17 protein-coding genes are annotated in these 17,763 nt (G+C 71.9%); 2 read left to right on the forward strand and 15 right to left on the reverse strand.

What is annotated here, in order from left to right; all coding sequences use genetic code 11:
* Positions 1-12: 12 nt before the first annotated feature.
* From Gocc_RS14710 to Gocc_RS14720, 3 genes are read right to left on the reverse strand one after another with little or no spacing between them, the layout of a single operon-like run.
* Positions 13-858 carry an FAD binding domain-containing protein gene (locus Gocc_RS14710; RefSeq protein ID WP_114797335.1) on the reverse strand — a complete coding sequence of 282 codons (846 nt, stop codon included), beginning with the start codon at positions 856-858 and terminating at the stop codon, positions 13-15.
* On the reverse strand, positions 855-3,206 hold the full coding sequence (locus Gocc_RS14715; RefSeq protein ID WP_114797336.1) for a xanthine dehydrogenase family protein molybdopterin-binding subunit: 2,352 nt from the start codon (positions 3,204-3,206) through the stop codon (positions 855-857). The genes Gocc_RS14710 and Gocc_RS14715 overlap by 4 nt, the downstream gene beginning before the upstream one ends.
* Before the next feature lies 1 nt (position 3,207).
* Entirely contained in the window at positions 3,208-3,669 is a 462-nt protein-coding gene (locus tag Gocc_RS14720) for a (2Fe-2S)-binding protein (protein ID WP_114797383.1), read from the reverse strand.
* Between the two features lie 98 nt (positions 3,670-3,767).
* On the opposite strand from Gocc_RS14720, the gene Gocc_RS14725 reads away from it, so the two are divergent.
* Positions 3,768-4,682: a GNAT family N-acetyltransferase gene (locus Gocc_RS14725; RefSeq protein WP_181813726.1), complete on the forward strand. Its 915-nt coding sequence runs from the start codon at positions 3,768-3,770 to the stop codon at positions 4,680-4,682.
* A gap of 148 nt (positions 4,683-4,830) precedes the next feature.
* Here Gocc_RS14725 and smpB read toward each other — a convergent pair whose 3' ends face one another.
* Complete coding sequence (smpB, locus tag Gocc_RS14730) at positions 4,831-5,295, reverse strand: SsrA-binding protein SmpB (protein WP_114797338.1); 465 nt, start codon at positions 5,293-5,295, stop codon at positions 4,831-4,833.
* Between the two features lie 174 nt (positions 5,296-5,469).
* Between smpB and Gocc_RS14735 the strand changes: the two genes are divergently transcribed.
* Entirely contained in the window at positions 5,470-5,742 is a 273-nt protein-coding gene (locus Gocc_RS14735) for a SemiSWEET family transporter (protein WP_114797339.1), read from the forward strand.
* A gap of 4 nt (positions 5,743-5,746) precedes the next feature.
* On the opposite strand, the gene Gocc_RS16425 is transcribed toward Gocc_RS14735, so the two are convergent.
* From Gocc_RS16425 to mtnA, 11 genes are all read right to left on the reverse strand, one after another.
* Entirely contained in the window at positions 5,747-5,980 is a 234-nt protein-coding gene (locus Gocc_RS16425; RefSeq protein WP_181813727.1) for a cupin domain-containing protein, read from the reverse strand.
* Between the two features lie 154 nt (positions 5,981-6,134).
* Positions 6,135-7,793 (reverse strand): helicase-related protein, encoded by a 1,659-nt coding sequence (locus Gocc_RS14745; protein WP_114797341.1) that lies wholly within the window; start codon positions 7,791-7,793, stop codon positions 6,135-6,137.
* Positions 7,794-7,908: 115 nt separating this feature from the next.
* The gene (gene ftsX, locus Gocc_RS14750; RefSeq protein ID WP_114797342.1) at positions 7,909-8,784 is read right to left on the reverse strand and encodes a permease-like cell division protein FtsX; all 876 of its coding nucleotides are present in this window, start codon (positions 8,782-8,784) and stop codon (positions 7,909-7,911) included.
* Positions 8,785-9,564 (reverse strand): cell division ATP-binding protein FtsE, encoded by a 780-nt coding sequence (gene ftsE / locus Gocc_RS14755; protein ID WP_281268468.1) that lies wholly within the window; start codon positions 9,562-9,564, stop codon positions 8,785-8,787.
* Between the two features lie 72 nt (positions 9,565-9,636).
* Positions 9,637-10,711, reverse strand: a protein-coding gene (gene prfB, locus Gocc_RS14760) for a peptide chain release factor 2 (RefSeq protein ID WP_340148104.1) whose coding sequence is annotated in 2 segments (ribosomal slippage) — positions 9,637-10,662 and positions 10,664-10,711 — 1,074 coding nt in all. Because the reading frame shifts where the segments join, the coding sequence is not laid out codon by codon here.
* A 37-nt stretch (positions 10,712-10,748) separates the two neighbouring features.
* Positions 10,749-11,372 (reverse strand): phosphatase PAP2 family protein, encoded by a 624-nt coding sequence (locus Gocc_RS14765; protein ID WP_181813728.1) that lies wholly within the window; start codon positions 11,370-11,372, stop codon positions 10,749-10,751.
* Between the two features lie 227 nt (positions 11,373-11,599).
* Positions 11,600-14,248, reverse strand: a complete 2,649-nt coding sequence (secA, locus tag Gocc_RS14770) for a preprotein translocase subunit SecA (protein WP_114797345.1) — start codon at positions 14,246-14,248, stop codon at positions 11,600-11,602.
* Positions 14,249-14,527: 279 nt separating this feature from the next.
* Positions 14,528-14,917: a ribosome hibernation-promoting factor, HPF/YfiA family gene (gene hpf / locus Gocc_RS14780; RefSeq protein ID WP_114797347.1), complete on the reverse strand. Its 390-nt coding sequence runs from the start codon at positions 14,915-14,917 to the stop codon at positions 14,528-14,530.
* Positions 14,918-14,950: 33 nt separating this feature from the next.
* On the reverse strand, positions 14,951-15,616 hold the full coding sequence (locus Gocc_RS14785) for a ComF family protein (RefSeq protein WP_147281345.1): 666 nt from the start codon (positions 15,614-15,616) through the stop codon (positions 14,951-14,953).
* A gap of 57 nt (positions 15,617-15,673) precedes the next feature.
* Entirely contained in the window at positions 15,674-16,777 is a 1,104-nt protein-coding gene (locus Gocc_RS14790; RefSeq protein ID WP_114797349.1) for a UTP--glucose-1-phosphate uridylyltransferase, read from the reverse strand.
* Positions 16,774-17,745, reverse strand: coding sequence for an S-methyl-5-thioribose-1-phosphate isomerase (gene mtnA, locus Gocc_RS14795; protein WP_220150654.1), 972 nt, complete (start codon positions 17,743-17,745; stop codon positions 16,774-16,776). Before mtnA ends, Gocc_RS14790 begins: the two co-directional genes overlap by 4 nt.
* Positions 17,746-17,763: the final 18 nt, after the last annotated feature.

The raw sequence follows: 17,763 nt of genomic DNA on the forward strand, positions 1-17,763 counted from the left end.
TCGCCGTCTCCCTCAGCGCGAGAGCGCCTCGTCGAGCGCCCGCCGCGTCAGCACCCGCGCCAGGTGCCCGCGGAACTCCGCGCTCGCCGCCGTGTCGCTCGACGGTGCCGTGCCCTCGGCGGCATGCGCCGCCGCCTCGGCCGGCGACGCCCCCGCAGCGAGCGCGTCCTCGACCGCCTGCGCGCGAACGGGCGTCCCGCCCATGTTCGTGAGCGCCACCGACGCGCCCACGACGTCGCCGCCGTTGCGGTACACGAGAGCCGCCACGCCCACCGTCGCCCAGTCCTGCGCGCGCCGCCGGAGCTTCAGGTACGACCAGCCGGTCGCGTCGCCGAGCTTCGGCACGCGAACCTCGACGAGCATGTGCCCCGGTGCCGACGCCGCCGTCTCGAACACGCCGGCGAAGAACGCGGACGCCGGCACCGTGCGCTCGCCGTCCGGCCCGCGGACGACCATCTCGGCTCCCAGCGCGAGCATCACGGCGGGCAGGTCGGACGCCGGGTCGCCGTGTGCGAGCGAGCCGCCTATCGTGCCACGGTGGCGCACCTGGGGGTCGCCGATCATGCCGGCCGTGGTCGAGACGATCGGGCAGTGCTCTTGCAGCAGCGGATCGTCCCGCACCGCCTTGTGCCGCGTGAGCGCGCCGATCGCGAGCTGCGTCCCCGCGTCCCGCACGTAGGAGAGGCCGGACAGCCTGCCGATGTCGACGAGCTGCGACGGCCGTGCGATGCGGAGCTTCAGCGCCGGCACGAGCGAGTGCCCGCCGGCGATCAGCTTCGCCTCCGCGTCGGAGCCGAGCAGCCGCAGCGCGTGCTCGACGCTCTCCGCCACCTCGTAGTCGAACGATGCCGGTATCACTGCCGTGCCTCCTCGATCGCGCGCCAGACCCGCTCGGGGGTCGCGGGCATCTGGATGTCGGTCACGCCGAGGTGGGAGAGCGCGTCGAGCACCGCGTTGATCACGGCCGGCGCGGCCGCGATCGTGCCCGTCTCCCCCACGCCCTTCGCCCCGAACGGGTGGTCTGTCGCCTTGCTCTCCGTGCGCTCGAGCTCGTACGAGGGCAGCTCGGCCGCGGACGGCAGCAGGTAGGTCGCCAGGTTGCCGTTCGCCAGGTTGCCGTCCTCGTCGTAGATCGCCTCCTCGTAGAGGGCGGTGGCGATGCCCTGCGTGATGCCGCCGTGCACCTGCCCGTCGACGATCAGCGGGTTGACGACGGTGCCGACGTCGTCGACGGCGACGTAGCGCACGAGCCGGGCCTCGCCGGTCTCGGTGTCGACCTCGACGACGGCGGCGTGGGCGCCGCCGGGCCAGGAGAAGTTCTTCGGGTCGTAGGTCGCCGTCGCCTCGAGCCCGGGCTCCATGCCGTCCGGCAGGTTGTGGGCGGCGAACGCCGCCCAGGCCGCGCCCTTGATCGTCATCGACTTGTCGGGCGAGCCCTTCACCGTGAAGGTGCCCGCGTCGTACTCCAGGTCGTCGGCCGAGACCTCGAGCTGGTGGGCGACGATGTCCCGTGCCTTCTCGACGATCTTCTCGCCCGCGCGGAACAGTGCCGCGCCCCCCACCGGCAGGCTGCGGCTGCCGTACGTGTCGAGGCCGGCGTGCGAGATGCTCGTGTCGCCATGCAGCACCTCGACCTCGGACGGGTCGCAGCCGAGCTGGTCGGCCACGATCTGCGACCACGCCGTCTCATGGCCCTGGCCGTGCGGCGACGTGCCGGTGACGACCTGGAACGTGCCCGTCGGGAGGCAGCGGACGGTCGCCGTCTCCCAGCCGCCCGCGGCGTAGCGGACCGCCCCCAGGATGCGCGAGGGCGCAAGGCCGCACATCTCGTTGTAGGTCGAGAAGCCGACGCCGATCTGCTTCGCGTCGCCGCGCTCGCGCCGCGCCGCCTGGTCGGCCTGGATCGCGTCGAGGTCGAGCACCTCGAGCAGCCGGTCGAGCGACGCGTGGTAGTCGCCGCTGTCGATCGTCAGTCCCGAGGCGATCTGCGCCGGGAACTCGGCGATGAAGTTCCTGCGTCGCAGCTCCAGGCGGTCGATGCCCAGCTCGCGCGCGAGCGCGTCCATCGTGCGCTCGAGCACGTAGGTGGCCTCCGGCCTGCCGGCGCCGCGGTAGGCGTCGGTCGGGGTCGTGTTCGTGAACACGCCGGTGAACGTGACGCTGTAGTTCGGGATCGCGTACGGGCCCGCGTAGATCCACGCGCCGAGCAGCGGGACACCCGGGGTGACGAGCTGCAGGTACGCCCCCATCGACGCGTGCACGTTCGCGCGGATGGCGGTGATCTTGCCGTCCTTCGTCGCGGCGAGCTCGAGCGTCGTGACGAAGTCGCGGCCATGGATCGTGGCGACCGCGTTCTCCGACCGCTCCTCGATCCACTTCACCGGCGACCCGAGGCGGCGCGCGAGCGCGACCGCGAGCAGCTCCTCGGCGTACACGTCGAGCTTGGAGCCGAAGCCGCCGCCGACGTCCGGTGCGACCACGCGCAGCTTCGTCTCGGGCATGCCGAGCGTGGCCGCGACGAGCACCCGCAGGATGTGCGGGATCTGCGTGGCCGACCACAGCGTCACGTCGCCGCCGGGCTCGGGGCGCGCGACGACGCCGCGGGTCTCCATCGCGTTCGGGATCAGGGGCGGCTGGTAGTAGCGCCGCGTGACGACGACGTCGGCCGACGACACGGCCGCGTCGAACGCGTCCGTCTCGAGCTTCCACACGTACGAGACGTTCGTGCCGAGATCCTCGTGCACGAGCGGTGCCCCGTCCCGCGCCGCCTGCTCGACGTCGACGACGGCGGGCAGCGGCTCGTAGTCGACCTCGACGAGCTCGGCTGCGTCGATCGCGTGCGAGCGGGTGTCGGCGACGACGACCGCGACGCCGTCGCCCTGGTAGTTGACGACGCTGTCGGCGAGCGGATAGTGCGGCGGGTTCTTCATGTCCTCGGTGACCGGCCACGCGCACGGCATCGGGGCCTTCCAGTCGTCGCGCAGGTCGGCGGCGGTGTAGACGGCGACGACGCCCTCGGCGGCCCGCGCGGCCGACACGTCGATGCTCCCGATGCGGGCGTGTGCGTAGGGGCTGCGGACGACGACCATCGCGACGGTGCCGGGAAGGTCGAGGTTGTCGACGTACGTGCCGCGCCCGGTCAGCAGCGGGCCGTCCTCCTTGCGCTTGACGGGCGCGCCGACGAAGCGGGTCTCGGTGGCGCTCATCTCACGCCTTTCCGGCCGCGGCGGCGACGGCCTCGACGATGTTGTGGTAGCCGGTGCAGCGGCAGAGGTTGCCCTCGAGCCCGTTGCGGATCGACTCCTCGTCCCGCGCTTCGCCGCTCTCGATCAGCGACACGGCCGCCATCACCATGCCCGGGGTGCAGTAGCCGCACTGGAGGGCGTGATGGTCGTGGAAGGCCTGCTGCACGGGATGCAACTCGCCGCCGCGGGCGAGGCCTTCGATCGTCGTGATCGCCGCTCCGTCGGCCTGCACGCCGAGCACGGTGCAGGACTTCACGGACTCGCCGTCGAGCAGCACCGTGCAGGCGCCGCAGGACGAGGTGTCGCAGCCGACGTTCGTGCCCGTAAGGCCGAGCCGCTCGCGCAGGACGTGGACGAGCAGCTCACGCGGCGCGAGCTCGAGCTCGTGCCGCACACCGTTGACGGTCAATGTCACGGGTCGCAAGGGCGAAACCTCCTTCGTCGGAGTGTCGTGCCTGCGAATCTACTCCTCCTCCACCGCCTCGCCAAAGGCACGGCCGGGCGTCGGCTACCGTCCCCGGCATGATCGGGGTGGCAGAGATCCAGGAGGACGAGCTCGACCGCTGGATCGCCGTGCACAACGTCGTGTTCCCGCACGACCCGCAGGCGCCGGAGACGATGCTCGACTGGAAGCGGCAGGCCGAGGCGACGGCCTGGTTCCTGGCGCGCGCGGACGGCGTCGACGCGGGCGTCGCCGTCGCGGTGATCGGCTGGCACGCCGAAGCGGGCGTCGCGCGCACGGAGGCCGGGGTGCTGCCGGAGCGGCGCGGACGGGGCATCGGCACGGCGCTCCTCGCCGCGGCCGCTCGCTGGGCGCGCGAGGGGGGCATGCACAGCGGCGACGCCGCGGTCGACGAGACGGACGCGTCGTCGCTCGCGTGGGCGCAGCGCCGGGGCTTCGTCGAGGTGGGGCGGCAGTCCAGGCTCGTGCTCGATCTCCGCCAGGCCGCGCACGCGCAGATCGACCCTCCGCCGGGCATCGAGATCGCGAGCTGGGCGCAGCGGCCGGACGCGCTCCACGGAATGTACGAGGTCGCCTGCGAGGCGTACCCCGACGTGCCCGGGGAAGAGCACGTGCGGATGGCCGCGTTCGAGCAGTGGCTCGCGAACGACCTGAAGGGGGCCGGCGACCGGCCGGAGGCGACGTTCGTGGCGCTCGCCGGCGGCGAGGTGGTCGGATACGCCAAGCTGTCGCTTTCGGCCGCGCGCCCCGACACCGCGTTCCACGACATCACGGGCGTGCGGCGCGCCTGGCGCGGCCGCGGGATCGCAGGGGCGCTCAAGCGGGCGGAGATCGCCTGGGCCAGGCAGCAAGGCTACGCGCGGCTCGAGACGCACAACGAGGTGCGCAACGAGCCCATCCGCCGCCTCAACGACCGCTACGGGTACGTCGTCGAGCCCGGCGTCGTCGTGGTGCGCGGCCCGCTGCCGGCCTGACCGCGGGCCGTATCCGTCACGAAGACGGCGCAATGCCGCCACTCACCTGTCACGCCTGCGCCGCTAGCGTTCGAGAAGGGAGCCTCGCTCCCCCGTACCGGGGGTCCGGCCGCGGGGAGGCTGCTCGTGGTCCCGCCGGCCGGCCAGGCTAGCGGCGTGTTCTCAGGGCGCGCTCGATCTGCCGCTTCGCGTCGCGATCGGCGATCGTACGCCGCTTGTCGCCCTTGTCCTTGCCGCGACCGAGCGCGATCTCGATCTTGATCTTCCCGTCCTTGAGATAGAGGCGGGTGGGAACGAGCGTGAGACCCTTCTCGCGCAGCTTGCCGTACAGCGAATCGATCTCGCCCCGCTTGAGCAGGAGCTTGCGGTCGCGGTCGGGCGCGTGGTTGGCGATGTTGCCCTGCGCGTACTCGGCGATCGAAGCGCCGATCAGCCACACCTCGCCGCCGCGGACGTCGGCATACGCCTGGCCCAGCTGCACGCGGCCGTCGCGGAGGGACTTCACCTCCGTTCCCGTGAGCACGATGCCTGCCTCGACCCGGTCGAGCAGCTCGTAGTCGTAGCGGGCGCGGCGGTTCTCCGCGATCAGCTTCGTCCCGGTCGGCTTCGCCATGCGGGGAAGTGTAGGGACGAGGGTCTCCTCGCCCGCGGCGGGCGCTACTGTAGAGACGATGCACACGCCCGCACATGTCGCGCGCCCTCTCTACGGCGACTACCGCGAGCGCGGCGACCTCCGCGACTGACGCCGGGACGCCCTCGTCCCTGCCCGTCGTCCGAAGGAGCCGCCATGTCCACCACCACCCTGCTCGCTGTCACCGCCTCGTCCTGGGGCATCGCCATGGCGCTCGCCCCCGTCCTGCAGATCCGCACGATGGTGGCACGTCGCTCGTCGCACGGCATCTCGATCGGCTACCTCACGGTGCTGCTCATCGGCTTCGCCCTGTGGTTCGCCTACGGCGTCGCGCTCGGCAACGCGGCCATCATCGTCCCGAACACGATCGCGTTCGTCGTCGGAGCAACGACGATCGCCGTCGCGGTACGGCTTCGCAGGGTCGCCTGAGCGCCTACGCCTCGCCGTCCCCGCAGTCGACGGCGCTCCCGCGGCGCACCACGATCCCGGCGTGATCGCCGCCGGGCCAGACTCCGATCTCGCCGCCGTCGGGATAGACGGCCACCGGCGGAGAATGCCTGGTCGAGAGGATCGGCACACGCACGGTCGACTCCGTGCCGTTCGTCACCTCGCGGGCCCCTTCGGGGCCGGGCGAAGAGCACACGACGTCGCCGGGCCCGAGCTCCACCTCCCCGCGCGGGTGACGTACGGCCGGCCGGCGACGACGAGCAGCCGCCCCTCGTCGCCGTTACTCGTCGTGGTAGGGGCAGATGCTCGCGCCGGCCGGAGGCTCGTACAGCGAGCCGCCGAGCCCGGTGGCTCCTGCGCGTGCAAGCCGCGGCTCAGCGTTGTCGGCGAAAGCAACGGTCGCAGAGCGGAAACCAGGGAGCGCACGTCGTGCCGCACGAGCGGCAGCGCCCGACCGTCGGCTCGTCGACCTCGATCCGCAGGCGCGCCACGACGCGCGCGGCGGCGGCCTGCTCGAGCTCGGCGGCCCGCTCGATGGTGACGCCGCCCACGCCGGGGTACTGCAACGCGAACCAGCGCAGGATGCTTGCTGTTCTTCCAGCTTGCTCTGCTTCTTCGAGATCGGCATCGCGCAGTCGCGCCGTGTCGAGCAGGAACGCCAGCAGCGGTCGCTGCGCCCTGTCGCCCGCGAGCGCGAGAGCCAGCGTCGCCAGCAGGTCGGCGTTGTCCTCGTCGACGGGGGCGTTGACGAGCCTCCACGTGTCGTCGAGGCTCAGCTGCCGATCGCGCTCGGCGAGCCGCCGCTGCACGGCCGCGAGGCGCCCCCTGATCGGCGACAGCGACTCGACCGCGAGCCAGCTCTCGTGCGCCCACTCCCGGGTGGCGACGCGATGCCAGGCGGCAAGGGCGGCGTCCAGCCGGCGCGGGTCGTCGATGCCGAGGTCGGAGAGCCGCGGCCGGATCCGCGCCTCCTCGACGATCCGGTAGCCGAGGTGGCCCGACGGCAGCCGGATGTGCGGCTGCAGGGCCGACTCGACGATGCCCGGGTCGGCGCTCGCCCACGGGACGCCCGTGAGCACGCCGACGTGGCCACGCTCGACGAGCCCGAAGCGGCCGGCGCGGCCGGCGATCTGCGCGAGCTCCCACGGCAGCAGGTCGCGGCGCTCCGCGCCGTCGAACTTGGTCGTCTCCGCGAACAGCAGCGTCTCACAGGGAAGGTTGACCCCGTGGCCGAGCACGTCGGTCGCGACCGTCACGTCGGAGGCGCCGGCGAGGAATCTGTCGATCTCCTCGCGCCTCGAGGCGAGCGGCATGGCGCCGTAGAGCACCGACACACGACCCGGGTGCATGCGGTTGATCTCGCCGGCGAGCGCGAGCACCGCCTTGCGGCTGAACGCGACGACGACGGTGCCCGGCGTGAGCGACCGCAGTGAGCGCTCGCCGACGAACTCGAGCGGCAGCTTGCGCTCGAACACCTTGATCTCGACGTCCGGGAACGCCCGCAGCACGAGCGGCTCGGCGTCGAGCGCGCCGAGCAGGAGGATGTGCCGGTATTCGCCGCCGAGCAGAAGCCGCGTCCACGCCGAGCCGCGCTCGGGGTCGTCGGCCCACTGCACCTCGTCGAGCACGAGCACCTCCCCGGCGGCGGGCGCCATCTCGACGGTGCAGCAGGTGATCGGAGCGTGCTCGTTGATGCGTTCCTCGCCCGTGACGAGACCGACGCGCTCCGCGCCGAGCTCCGCCGACAGCCGGCGGTGCGCCTCCTGCGCGAGCATGCGCAGGGGTCCCGCGTACACGCCCCTGCCCCGCTGCTTGAGGAACTCGAGCGCGTGGTAGGTCTTGCCGGAGTTCGTCGGGCCCAGGTGCGCCACCACGGTGTCGGGCTCGGAGCGCCGCTCGGGCAGCGTGATCTCGATGTCGTGCTCGGCCCGGCGCACCGCTGCCTTCGCGCCGGCGGCGCGGGCACGCTGATGGCGCTCGGCGCGGCTCGGCCGCTTCGCGCGCCCTCGTTCCCGTCTGCGTCCACCGGGCATCGGTCGAGGGTAGCCGCTCGCAGCGTCCTGCCCGTCGCGCCCTTCTCCTTCGCGCGGCGCGACCGCAACCGAGGGCCCGCCCAGCCGGCCGGGAGGGGTCGCGTCCCGCGGGGGCTCAGACCTTGAGGAAGCGGCGCAGCGTCAGTCCCGACCCGAGCGCGCCGACCGCGAGGCCGACGACCACGAGCGCCAGCGCGGTCATCGTGAACGACAGCGCCTTGACGTCGTCGCTCGTGTCGATGTGTCCGAGGATGGCAGGCAGCGCGACCTGCTTGCCGAGGAAGAGAAGCACGACGGCGGCGAACGCGCCGGCGAGACCGCAGAGCAGGCCTTCGAGCATGAACGGACCGCGTACGAACCAGTTGGTGGCGCCGACGAGCTTCATCACCTCGATCTCGCGGCGGCGCGAGAAGATCGAGAGCCGGATCGTGTTCGCGATCAGCAGCACGGAGGCCACGAGCAGCACGATCACGGCGACGAGGAACACGACCGAGATGACGCGCGCCACCTGGAGGATGCGCTTGGAGGTCTGCTGACCGTCCTTCACCTTCTCGATGCCCTTGAGCTTCTGCGCGCGCAGGTCGGCGGCGATCGCCGTCACGTCCTCGGCCCGCGCCGGCGTGATCTCGAACGAGGCGGGCAGCGGGTTCGACGGCAGGTTGGCCGTGAGCTGCGGGTACTTCCTGCGCATCTCCTTCAGCGCGTCCGCCTTGGAGACGAACTGGTACCGCTTGATGCGCGTGTCGGTCGACAGGTACTGCCCGACGGCGTTCACCTGCTTCGGCTTCACCTCGTCGACGAAGAAGACCTTCACCTGCAGCTGCGACTTCACGTGGTCGGACCACGACACGACCCACGTGCCGAGGGCGATGAACAGGCCGAGCAGGAACATGCCGATCAGCACCGTCATCGTGGCCGCCACGGTCGTCGACAGGTTGGTCGCCAGCGAGCGGACGGCCTCGGAGAGCACGAGCTTGAAGCGGCTCGTCATCTACGTCTCGTACCCCCCGCGGCGCTCGTCGCGCATGAGCTTGCCCTTGTCGAGCGCGATCACGCGCTTGCGCATCTTGTCGACCATCTCGCGGTCGTGGGTGACCATCAGGATCGTCGTGCCGGACGTGTTGATGCGGTGCAGGAGCTGCATGATCCCCACGGACGTGTCGGGGTCGAGGTTCCCGGTCGGCTCGTCGCAGATGAGGAGCGGCGGGTGATTGACGAATGCACGTGCGATCGAGACGCGCTGCTGCTCGCCGCCGGAGAGCTCGTCGGGCCTCGAGCCCATCTTGTGGGCGAGCCCGACGAGGTTGAGCACCTCGGGCACCTTCTTGCGGATCGACGCGTTCGACTCCCCCTGCACCTTGAGCGCGTAGGCGACGTTCTCGGCAGCCGTGCGGTTCGGCAGCAGCTTGAAGTCCTGGAACACGCACCCGACGTTGCGGCGCAGCAGCGGCACCTTGGAGTGCTTGAGGCGGCCGAGGTCGCGGCCGCCGACGAGGATGCGACCGGACGTCGGCTCGAGCTCCTTCAAGAGGAGCCTGATGATCGTCGACTTGCCGGAGCCGGAGGCGCCGACGACGAAGACGAACTCGCCCTTGTCGATCACGAACGAGACGCCGTCGAGCGCGACCACGTTGGGCTCGTAGATCTTGCGCACGTCCTCGAGCACGATCATCGAGGCGCCGCTCGGCTGCCCCGCCACGTCGGCGTAGGCATGAGCGGGCTCGGCGAGCGCCGTCGAAGCGGTTGTCAGCTGAGAGTCGTGTTCCTGCACCGGATCGAGGAATGAAGCCGACCGAGGTGGCCGCTCCGGTTCGGGTTGCTCCTCGAGTGTAGCGGACACGGGCTACACGATCTTTCCGGCGGCCTTCGCAAGCAGGTAGGCGCGGACGAAGCCGTCGAGGGCGCCGTCCAGCACGCCCTGGGCGTTCCCCACCTCGAAGCCGGTGCGGTGGTCCTTCACCATCTGGTATGGATGCAGCACGTAGGAGCGGATTTGACTCCCGAAGCCGATGTCCTGCGTCGCCCCGCGCTCACGTGCGATCTCGGCCTCGCGCTCCTCCACCTGCAGCTCGGCCAGCCGGGACATGAGGATCCGCAAGGCGGTCGCCTTGTTGGACGCCTGGGAGCGCTCGTTCTGGCACTGCACGACGATGCCGGTGGGGATGTGGGTGATGCGCACGGCCGAGTCGGTCTTGTTGACGTGCTGGCCGCCGGCGCCGCTCGCGCGGTAGGTATCGATGCGAAGGTCGCCCTCGTCGATCTCCACCTCGTCCTCCTCCGGCAGCAGCGGCGCGGCGACGACCTGGGCGAACGCGGTGTGCCGGCGGTGCGCCGAGTCGAACGGCGACTGGCGCACGAGCCGGTGCACGCCGCGCTCGGCCTTGTAGGCGCCGTAGGCGTTCTCGCCCTTGACGGTGAAGGTGGCGGACTTGAGCCCTGCCTCCTCCCCCGGGCTCGCCTCGATCAACTCGGTCTGGAAGCCGCGATCGGCCGACCAGCGCAGGTACATGCGCAGCATCATCTCGGCCCAGTCCTGCGCGTCGGTGCCGCCCGTACCGGCGTTGATCGAGACGACGGCGTCGCCGGGGTCGTAGTCGCCGTCGAAGAGGGCGTCCTCCTGCAGGCGTGCGAGCTCCTCGGCGACGGGGCCGAGCTGGGCACGCAGCTCGGGCTCGAGCGACGGATCCATCTCGTAGAGCTCCCGGGCGTCCTCGAACTCGCGCCTGAGCCGGTTGTAGCGGTCGAGCCGGCGTGTGACGCGCGCGTGCTCGCTGGAGATCCGCGCCGCTTCGCGCTGGTCGTCCCAGAATCCCGGGGCGCCCATGGCGGCTTCGAGCTCCTGCTGGCGGGCCGTCAGCGAAACGGGGTCAAAGGTACTCACGAACCCAGGCGAGCTGGGCTCCGAGCTCCTCGAGCAGCTGGTCGAACGGCTGGTTGTCTGCTTCGGCCACGGGCCTAGCCTACCGGCAAGCGCGGTGCGGCCCCTGCCGGGCGCGGGCCGGGCGGAGAGACGAGCAGGGCCCGCGCCGCGGTCAGGCTGCCGAGCCAGAAGACACCGACGGCGAGGCCGGCGACGACGTCGCTGACGTAGTGCACGTCGAGCACGACCCGGCTTGCCGCGACGGCGAGGGCGAGCAGCAGGCCGGCGGCGATCCGGCGCCGCGCCGCCCCCGGCGTCGGCGCGCGCTCGCATGCCAGCAGCGCGAGCGCGCCGAACAGCACCGCAGCCGTTGCAGCGTGGCCGCTCGGGAACGAGCTCGACTCCGGCAGCGCGACCGCGCTTCCCACATCCGGCCGGGGGCGCCCGAAGGCCGACTTGAGCAGCGCCACGATCACCGTGATGCCGGCGACCGACACCGCCACGAAGAGCGCGTCGAGGCGACGCCGGGCACGCGCGAGGAGGACTGCCGCTGCCGTGGTGAGCGGGACGACGCCGAGGGGGCCGCCGATCCAGGTCAAGGGCCGCGCGACCCACTCGGCCCAGACGGGCATCGCTCGCGCGACCCAGGCGGCGACGTCCGCGTCGCCTTCCGTCACCCAGCCGCCGCGCACGACTGCGAGCGCGAGCGCGGCGAACACGGCGAGACCGGCTGCCGCCGCCGCGGCGCCGCGACCGGCACGTCCCGGCCCGGCGCGCCGCAGCCCAACGCGCCCCGAGGGGGCTTGCGGCCCCCCTGGGTCTACGGTAGCGGCGGGAGCGTCACGCATGGGTGTCGGAATCGTGACGGCTTCGCGGCGGCGGCGCGCTCGCGACAGGCGCGGACGGCCGGCGTCGCGCGAGGCCGCCGGGGAACGCGATCAGGCGCTCACGCGCCGTGGCACTTCTTGAATTTCTTGCCCGATCCACACCAGCAGGGATCGTTGCGCCCGACGTCGGCGTGCTCCTTCACGACCTGGCGCTGCGGGGGCGGCGGCGGCGCGAGCGCGGTCGCGCCGGCGGCGAGCCCGCCCGCTGCGGCGATCGCGTCCGCGCCGGCCGGCGTCTCGTGCTCGTACGACAGCGCCTGCGGCGCCTCGGCAGGCTGCAGCGCCTGCGCATCCTCCTGCGCGATCTCGACGTGGAAGAGCGTCAGCACGACCTCCTCGCGGATGACGCTGCTGAGCTCCTCGAACATCGCGTGGCCCTCGCCGCGGTACTCGACGAGCGGGTCCTTCTGCGCCATCGCGCGCAGGTGCACGCCCTCACGCAGGTAGTCCATCGACTCCAGGTGCTCGCGCCAGCGCGTGTCGACGACCTGGAGGATGACGTATCGCTCGATCTCGCGCATCAGCTCCGCACCGAAGCTCTGCTCGCGCTCCGTGTAGGTGTCGAGCGCGTCCTCGGTGAACTCCTCGACGATCGCGTCGCGCGTCTGCTCGACCTCCTCGCGGAGCTCGTCGACCGTGATGTCGGAGCCGTAGAGGGCGTTCATCTGGGCGACGAGCCCGTCGAGATCCCATTCCTCCGGCTCCGCGGACTCCGTGAACAGCGCGACGTTCCGCTCCACGACGTCCGCGATCCAGTTGCGGATCTCCTCCGAGGTGTCGTCGCCGTCGAGCACGCTGCGGCGCTGCGCGTAGATCACCATGCGCTGCGAGTTCATGACGTCGTCGTACTTGAGCACGTTCTTGCGCGCGACGAAGTTCTGCTCCTCGACCTTCTTCTGCGCACCCTCGATCTGGCGCGACAGGATCGACGCCTCCATCGGCTGGTCGTCCGGGATCTTGAAGCGGTTCATGATCCCGTGGATGCGGTCGCCGGCGAAGAGGCGCACGAGATCGTCCTGCGCGGACAGGTAGAAGCGGGTCTCACCCGGGTCGCCCTGGCGGCCCGAGCGGCCGCGCAGCTGGTTGTCGATGCGCCGCGACTCGTGGCGCTCCGTTCCGAGCACGTAGAGGCCGCCGAGCTCGCGGACGCCCTCGCCGAGCTTGATGTCGACGCCGCGGCCGGCCATGTTCGTCGCGATCGTGACGGCGCCGGCCCGGCCTGCATCGACGATGATCTCGCTCTCGCGCTCGTGCTCCTTCGCGTTGAGCACGTTGTGGGGGATCCCGCGCCGCTTCAGCAGCTCGGAGAGGTACTCGGAGGTCTCGACGGCGATCGTGCCGACGAGCACCGGCTGGCCCTTCTCGTGGCGCGCGACGATGTCCTCGACGACCGCGTTCCACTTGGCGTCCTTCGTCTTGAAGATCAGGTCGTTCTGGTCGATGCGGGCGACCGGCACGTTCGTGGGGATCTCGACGACGTGCAGGTTGTAGATCTCGACGAACTCCTTCTCCTCGGTCTTCGCGGTGCCCGTCATGCCGCCCAGCTTCTCGTACAGGCGGAAGTAGTTCTGCAGCGTGATCGTCGCGAGCGTGACGTTCTCCTCGCGGATCGCTACGCCCTCCTTCGCCTCGATCGCCTGGTGCAGACCCTCGCTCCAGCGGCGGCCCTCCATGATGCGCCCGGTGTACTCGTCGACGATCTTGACCTCGCCGTCCTGGACGACGTAGTCGACGTCACGCTTGTACAGCGACTGCGCCTTCAGCGCCTGCGTGAGGTGGTTGACGAGCTGGACGTTGCGCGGGTCGTAGAGGTTGTCCACCCCGAGCGCGCGCTCGACGGCGTCGAGGGCCGACTGCGCCGGCGACACGGTCTTGTGCTTCTCGTCGTAGAGGTAGTCGGCGCCGGAGAGCTCGGTCTCGTCCTCGCCCTTCGCGGCCTTGCGCGTCGCAGGCGCTCCCCGCAGCTCGCGAACGATCCGTGCGAAGTCGTAGTAGGTGCGCGCCGCGGTCTCGGGCTCGCCCGAGATGATCAAGGGCGTGCGGGCCTCGTCGATCAGGATCGAGTCGACCTCGTCGACGATCGCGTAGGCATGGCTGCGCTGGACGATGTTGTCGAGCGCCACGGCCATGTTGTCGCGCAGGTAGTCGAAGCCGAACTCGGAGTTCGTGCCGTAGGTGACGTCGGCCTCGTAGGCCCGCTTGCGCTCGTCGAACGGCATCATGTTCTGGATCGCCTCGACGGTCATCCCGAGACGCTCGAAGACGCCCCTGTTCCATTCCGCGTCGCGCCTGGCGAGGTAGTCGTTGACGGTGACGAGGTGGACGCCGTTGCCGGGCAGCGCGTTCAGGTACAGCGCCGTCGAGGCGACGAACGTCTTCCCCTCGCCTGTCTTCATCTCGGCGATGTCGCCCTCGTGGAGGACGATGCCGCCCATCATCTGGACGTCGAACATGCGCTGCTGCGATTCGCGCCAGCGCGCTTCGCGCACGGCCGCGAACGCCTCGAACAGCAGCTCGTCGAGCGACTCGCCGTTCTCGAGGCGCTGCCGGAACTCGGCCGTCTTCCCCCGCAACGCGTCGTCGGAGAGCGCCTGGAAGTCCGGCTCGAGCGTGGCGATGTAGGCGGCCTGCTCCTGCAGGCGCTTCAGGCGCCGCCCTTCGCCGAAGCGGAGGACCTTCTCGAACTTGCCGAAGTCGGGGGAGGGCATGAGGGAGAGGGTACCGGGCGGGCCGCGCGCCTTGAAGGAGGTCGTCCCTCTCGACGGCACCAGGGTCGCGATCTTCGAGCGCACCGAGCCGGCGAGGGTCGTCGCTGTCACGAGCGGCAACGGGCCCGGCGGCACAGTCGTCGCGGCGCTGCTCGAGACCGGCGAGGCCGTCCTGCTGAAGGGCAACGGCTCGGTCACACGGACTCTCGCCCGCCGATGCCGCCGCAAGCGAACGGCATGTGCCGGCCGCGCCGGCAACGGAGCGGGCACGCTCGGCCCCTACGCGGCCGACTCCTCCCCACCGTGCTGCAGCGAGGCGTCGACGACGGGCGGCGCGACGGGATGGTGATGCGAGGCGCGGCGCCGCATCTCGTGCGTGCGCTTGTCGCGGTAGCGCTCCACCTGGCGCTCGAGCTTGTCGAGCAGGCGGTCGATCGCGGCCTCGTAGGTGGGCGCGGACTCGCGTGCGACGATGTTCGGCCCCTTCGTGTAGACGATCGCCTCCGCCTGGTGGTCGTCGGCGATGGCGGGGTTGTGCTCGCGCGACAGCGTCAGCTCGACGAGGGTCAGATCGTGCAGCCGCCGGTCGAGCTTGGAGAGCTTCTGCTCCGCGTAGCTCCGGACGGAATCGTTCACGTGACCGTGGCGTGCGGTGACCTGAAGTCTCATCACGTCTCCTTTTCCGGTGGTCCCTCGACTCTACTATCGCAACGCGCGCGCAAGACACACCACCTCGATGCGTCGCGCGCCCACCCGGCGCAGCTCGGTTGCGCAGGCGGTCGCCGTCGACCCGGTCGTATAGACGTCGTCGACGAGACACACGCGCCGTGGCGCGGCCTGTACGCACGGCGCGAACGCCCGGGCGACGTTGCGCCGCCGCTCGGCGCGGGGCAGATCGCGCTGCCGTTCCACCCCGGGCCTGCGCGCGAGCAGCCGCTCCACCGGCAGCCGCCAGCGCTGCGCGAGCTCGACGGCGAGACGCTCCGCCGGGGCGTGGCCGCGCTCGAGGCCGCGGTCGCGGTCGCCCGGAACCGGGCAGAGCACGTCGACGGCGGGCGGCGGCAGCGCCTCGACGATCACCTGCGCCGCCACCGCCGCGAGGTCGCGGCGGCCGCGCTCCTTCCATGCCGCCACGAACGCGCGCGCCCGCTCCTCGTAGACGACCGCGGCGCGCGCCCGCGCGAATGCGAGGCGCCGCCCAGCGCACTCGGCGCAACGGCGCAGCGGCCAGGGGCCCGGCGCGCCGCAGCGCTCGCACTGCGGCGGCACGATCCGGACGAGCGCGTCGAGGCAGCGCGGGCAGGCGCCGGCGCCGGGACGCCGGCACACCGCGCAGCGCTGCGGCAGCACGAGCGCGAACAGGCTCATGCCCGCACGGTAGGCGAGCACGCGTGCCGGGACCGTGCCCGATTCGTAGCGGATGCGTTACGGCGGCGCGGCGAGCAGCTCGCGCAACGCCGGACGCTCGCGCTCGAGGTCCTCGGGCGTCTTGATCGGGATGAAGCGGCCGCGCGGCCCGCGACGAGGCACGACGAGGTACGTCGTCGGCACGAACGAGGCGAGCTCGTGATAGAGCCGCTCGAGCTGGATCACGGGTCGGCCGTCGACGACCTTCTCGACCACGAGCCACGTGAGCTCGACCGGCTGCTCGAGCGCCTCCACGGCGATGGTGGACGTGTTCGTGTTGAAGACGGGAATCGTCTCCTCGTCGAACCCGGGCGGGAAGCGGAAGCCCTCCACGAGCATCATGCGGCCGTCGACCCGTGCCGGCGCGCCGCCGCTGTCGCCCTCCTTGCGCGCCACCTCGACGGTGAGCGGACGGCCGGCGAGCAGGTGCGCTCCGACGACGGCGGGATCGACCCGGCCTCCGAGGTTGTCGACGTTCGACACGAGCAGATGCCGCACGCCGCGCTCGCGCAGCGCTGCCAGCGTGCCGGACAGTCGCAGCGCCTCGAGCAGGTCGCCGTGGCCCGGTCCGTACAGCGAGGCGCGGCCCTCCGCGTCGCGGAACACGCTGCCGTCCGGACACAGCCGCGGCGCGAGGAACTGGGAGAGCACGAGCGGCTCTCCGAGCCCGCGCTCGGCGACATGGGCGCGCACGGCCGCGTCGGTGGCGAGGCTCGTCATCAGCACGACGGGAATCTCCGCTCCGAGCGCGCCCGCAAGGCGCGCGGTCTCCCCGAGCTTGAGCTCGAGGAAGCTGCGGCCGTCGAGCGCCTCCACGACCCCCTTGACGGCCCCGCCGAACCGGGTCGCCATGCCGCCTGCGAGCACGACCGACGCGATCTCGCCGCGACGCAGCGCCGCCACGCCGGCCGCGTAGGCGCCGTCGAAGCCGGGCTCGCCGGGGGCCGGCAGCGGCGTCAGGTCGTCGGGCCGAGGCGGCTCGACGACGCCCTGCACGACATTGTCGGCGGGGCCGAGCGTGCCCGCCGCGATGCGGGCGCGCAGCGCCTCGAACCGGGGGGCGTCGAAGCCGTGCCGCTCCAGCGCCTCCCGCGAGGCCGCGTCGAGCTCGTCGAGGATCATCGCGCCCGCACCGGCGCCGGCAGCGACTCGGCGAACGGATGGGTGTGCACCCCCTCCTCCGTCACGATCGCCGCGATCAGATCGGCGGGCGTGACGTCGAAGGCCGGGTTCCACGCCGGGAAGCGCTCGCTCACCTCGGCGGGATCCCGCTCCTCGATCGGGATCTCCGCCCCCGTCGCGGCGGCCGGATCGAGCGTCGAGGTGGGAGCCACGACGACGAGCGGGATCCCGTGGTGCCGTGCAAGGACGGCGAGCCCGTACGTGCCGATCTTGTTCGCGGTGTCGCCGTTGGCGGCGATCCGGTCGGCGCCGGTGATCACCACGTCGACCTCACCGCGCGCCATCAGCGACGCGGCGGCCCCGTCGACGATGACCGCGTGCGGGATCCCGAGCGTCTCGAGCTCGAACGCCGTCAGCCGCGCGCCCTGCAGGAGCGGCCGGGTCTCGTCGACCCAGACCCGCTCGACCCGGCCCTGCTCCCACGCCGCCCGGATCGCACCGACGGCCGAGCCGTAGCCGCCGGTGGCCAGGCCTCCCGCGTTGCAGTGGGTGAGCACCCGCGCGCGCTCGGGCACGAGCGGCGCCGCGTGGGCGCCCATGCGGCGGCAGCGCTCCACCTCGTCGGCGTGGATGCGGCGGGCGCGCGCTGCGGTCGGGTCGGGCCGCATCTCGTCGAGCGCCCAGCGCAGGTTGACGGCGGTCGGACGCGACGCCGCCAGGGTGGCATAGGCGGCGTCGACGTCGTCCCCGGTCGACGCCGCGAGCGCGAGGCCGTACGCGGCCGCCACCCCGATCGCGGGCGCCCCGCGCACGGCGAGCGTGCGGATCGCGTCGGCGACCTCGGCGGCGCTGCGGCAGCGGAGCTCGGCGCGCTCGGCGGGCAGCAGGCGCTGGTCGAGCACGACGACGGCGTCGTGCTCGAGGCGCACGATCTGCTCCGGTGCGATCTCTCCGGGGATGTCCATCATGCGTGCAGGGGCGAGGTC

Source organism: Gaiella occulta (assembly GCF_003351045.1).
Taxonomy (GTDB): domain Bacteria; phylum Actinomycetota; class Thermoleophilia; order Gaiellales; family Gaiellaceae; genus Gaiella; species Gaiella occulta.

Bases quoted from the DNA above. Each gene is read 5' to 3' on its own strand.
- Gocc_RS14715 (WP_114797336.1), bottom strand. From the start codon at position 3,206: ATGAGCGCCACCGAGACCCGCTTCGTCGGCGCGCCCGTCAAGCGCAAG.
- Gocc_RS14725 (WP_181813726.1), top strand. From the start codon at position 3,768: ATGATCGGGGTGGCAGAGATCCAGGAGGACGAGCTCGACCGCTGGATC.
- smpB (WP_114797338.1), bottom strand. From the start codon at position 5,295: ATGGCGAAGCCGACCGGGACGAAGCTGATCGCGGAGAACCGCCGCGCC.
- Gocc_RS14735 (WP_114797339.1), top strand. From the start codon at position 5,470: ATGTCCACCACCACCCTGCTCGCTGTCACCGCCTCGTCCTGGGGCATC.
- Gocc_RS14745 (WP_114797341.1), bottom strand. From the start codon at position 7,793: ATGCCCGGTGGACGCAGACGGGAACGAGGGCGCGCGAAGCGGCCGAGC.
- ftsX (WP_114797342.1), bottom strand. From the start codon at position 8,784: ATGACGAGCCGCTTCAAGCTCGTGCTCTCCGAGGCCGTCCGCTCGCTG.
- secA (WP_114797345.1), bottom strand. From the start codon at position 14,248: ATGCCCTCCCCCGACTTCGGCAAGTTCGAGAAGGTCCTCCGCTTCGGC.
- hpf (WP_114797347.1), bottom strand. From the start codon at position 14,917: ATGAGACTTCAGGTCACCGCACGCCACGGTCACGTGAACGATTCCGTC.
- Gocc_RS14785 (WP_147281345.1), bottom strand. From the start codon at position 15,616: ATGAGCCTGTTCGCGCTCGTGCTGCCGCAGCGCTGCGCGGTGTGCCGG.
- Gocc_RS14790 (WP_114797349.1), bottom strand. From the start codon at position 16,777: ATGATCCTCGACGAGCTCGACGCGGCCTCGCGGGAGGCGCTGGAGCGG.
- mtnA (WP_220150654.1), bottom strand. From the start codon at position 17,745: ATGATGGACATCCCCGGAGAGATCGCACCGGAGCAGATCGTGCGCCTC.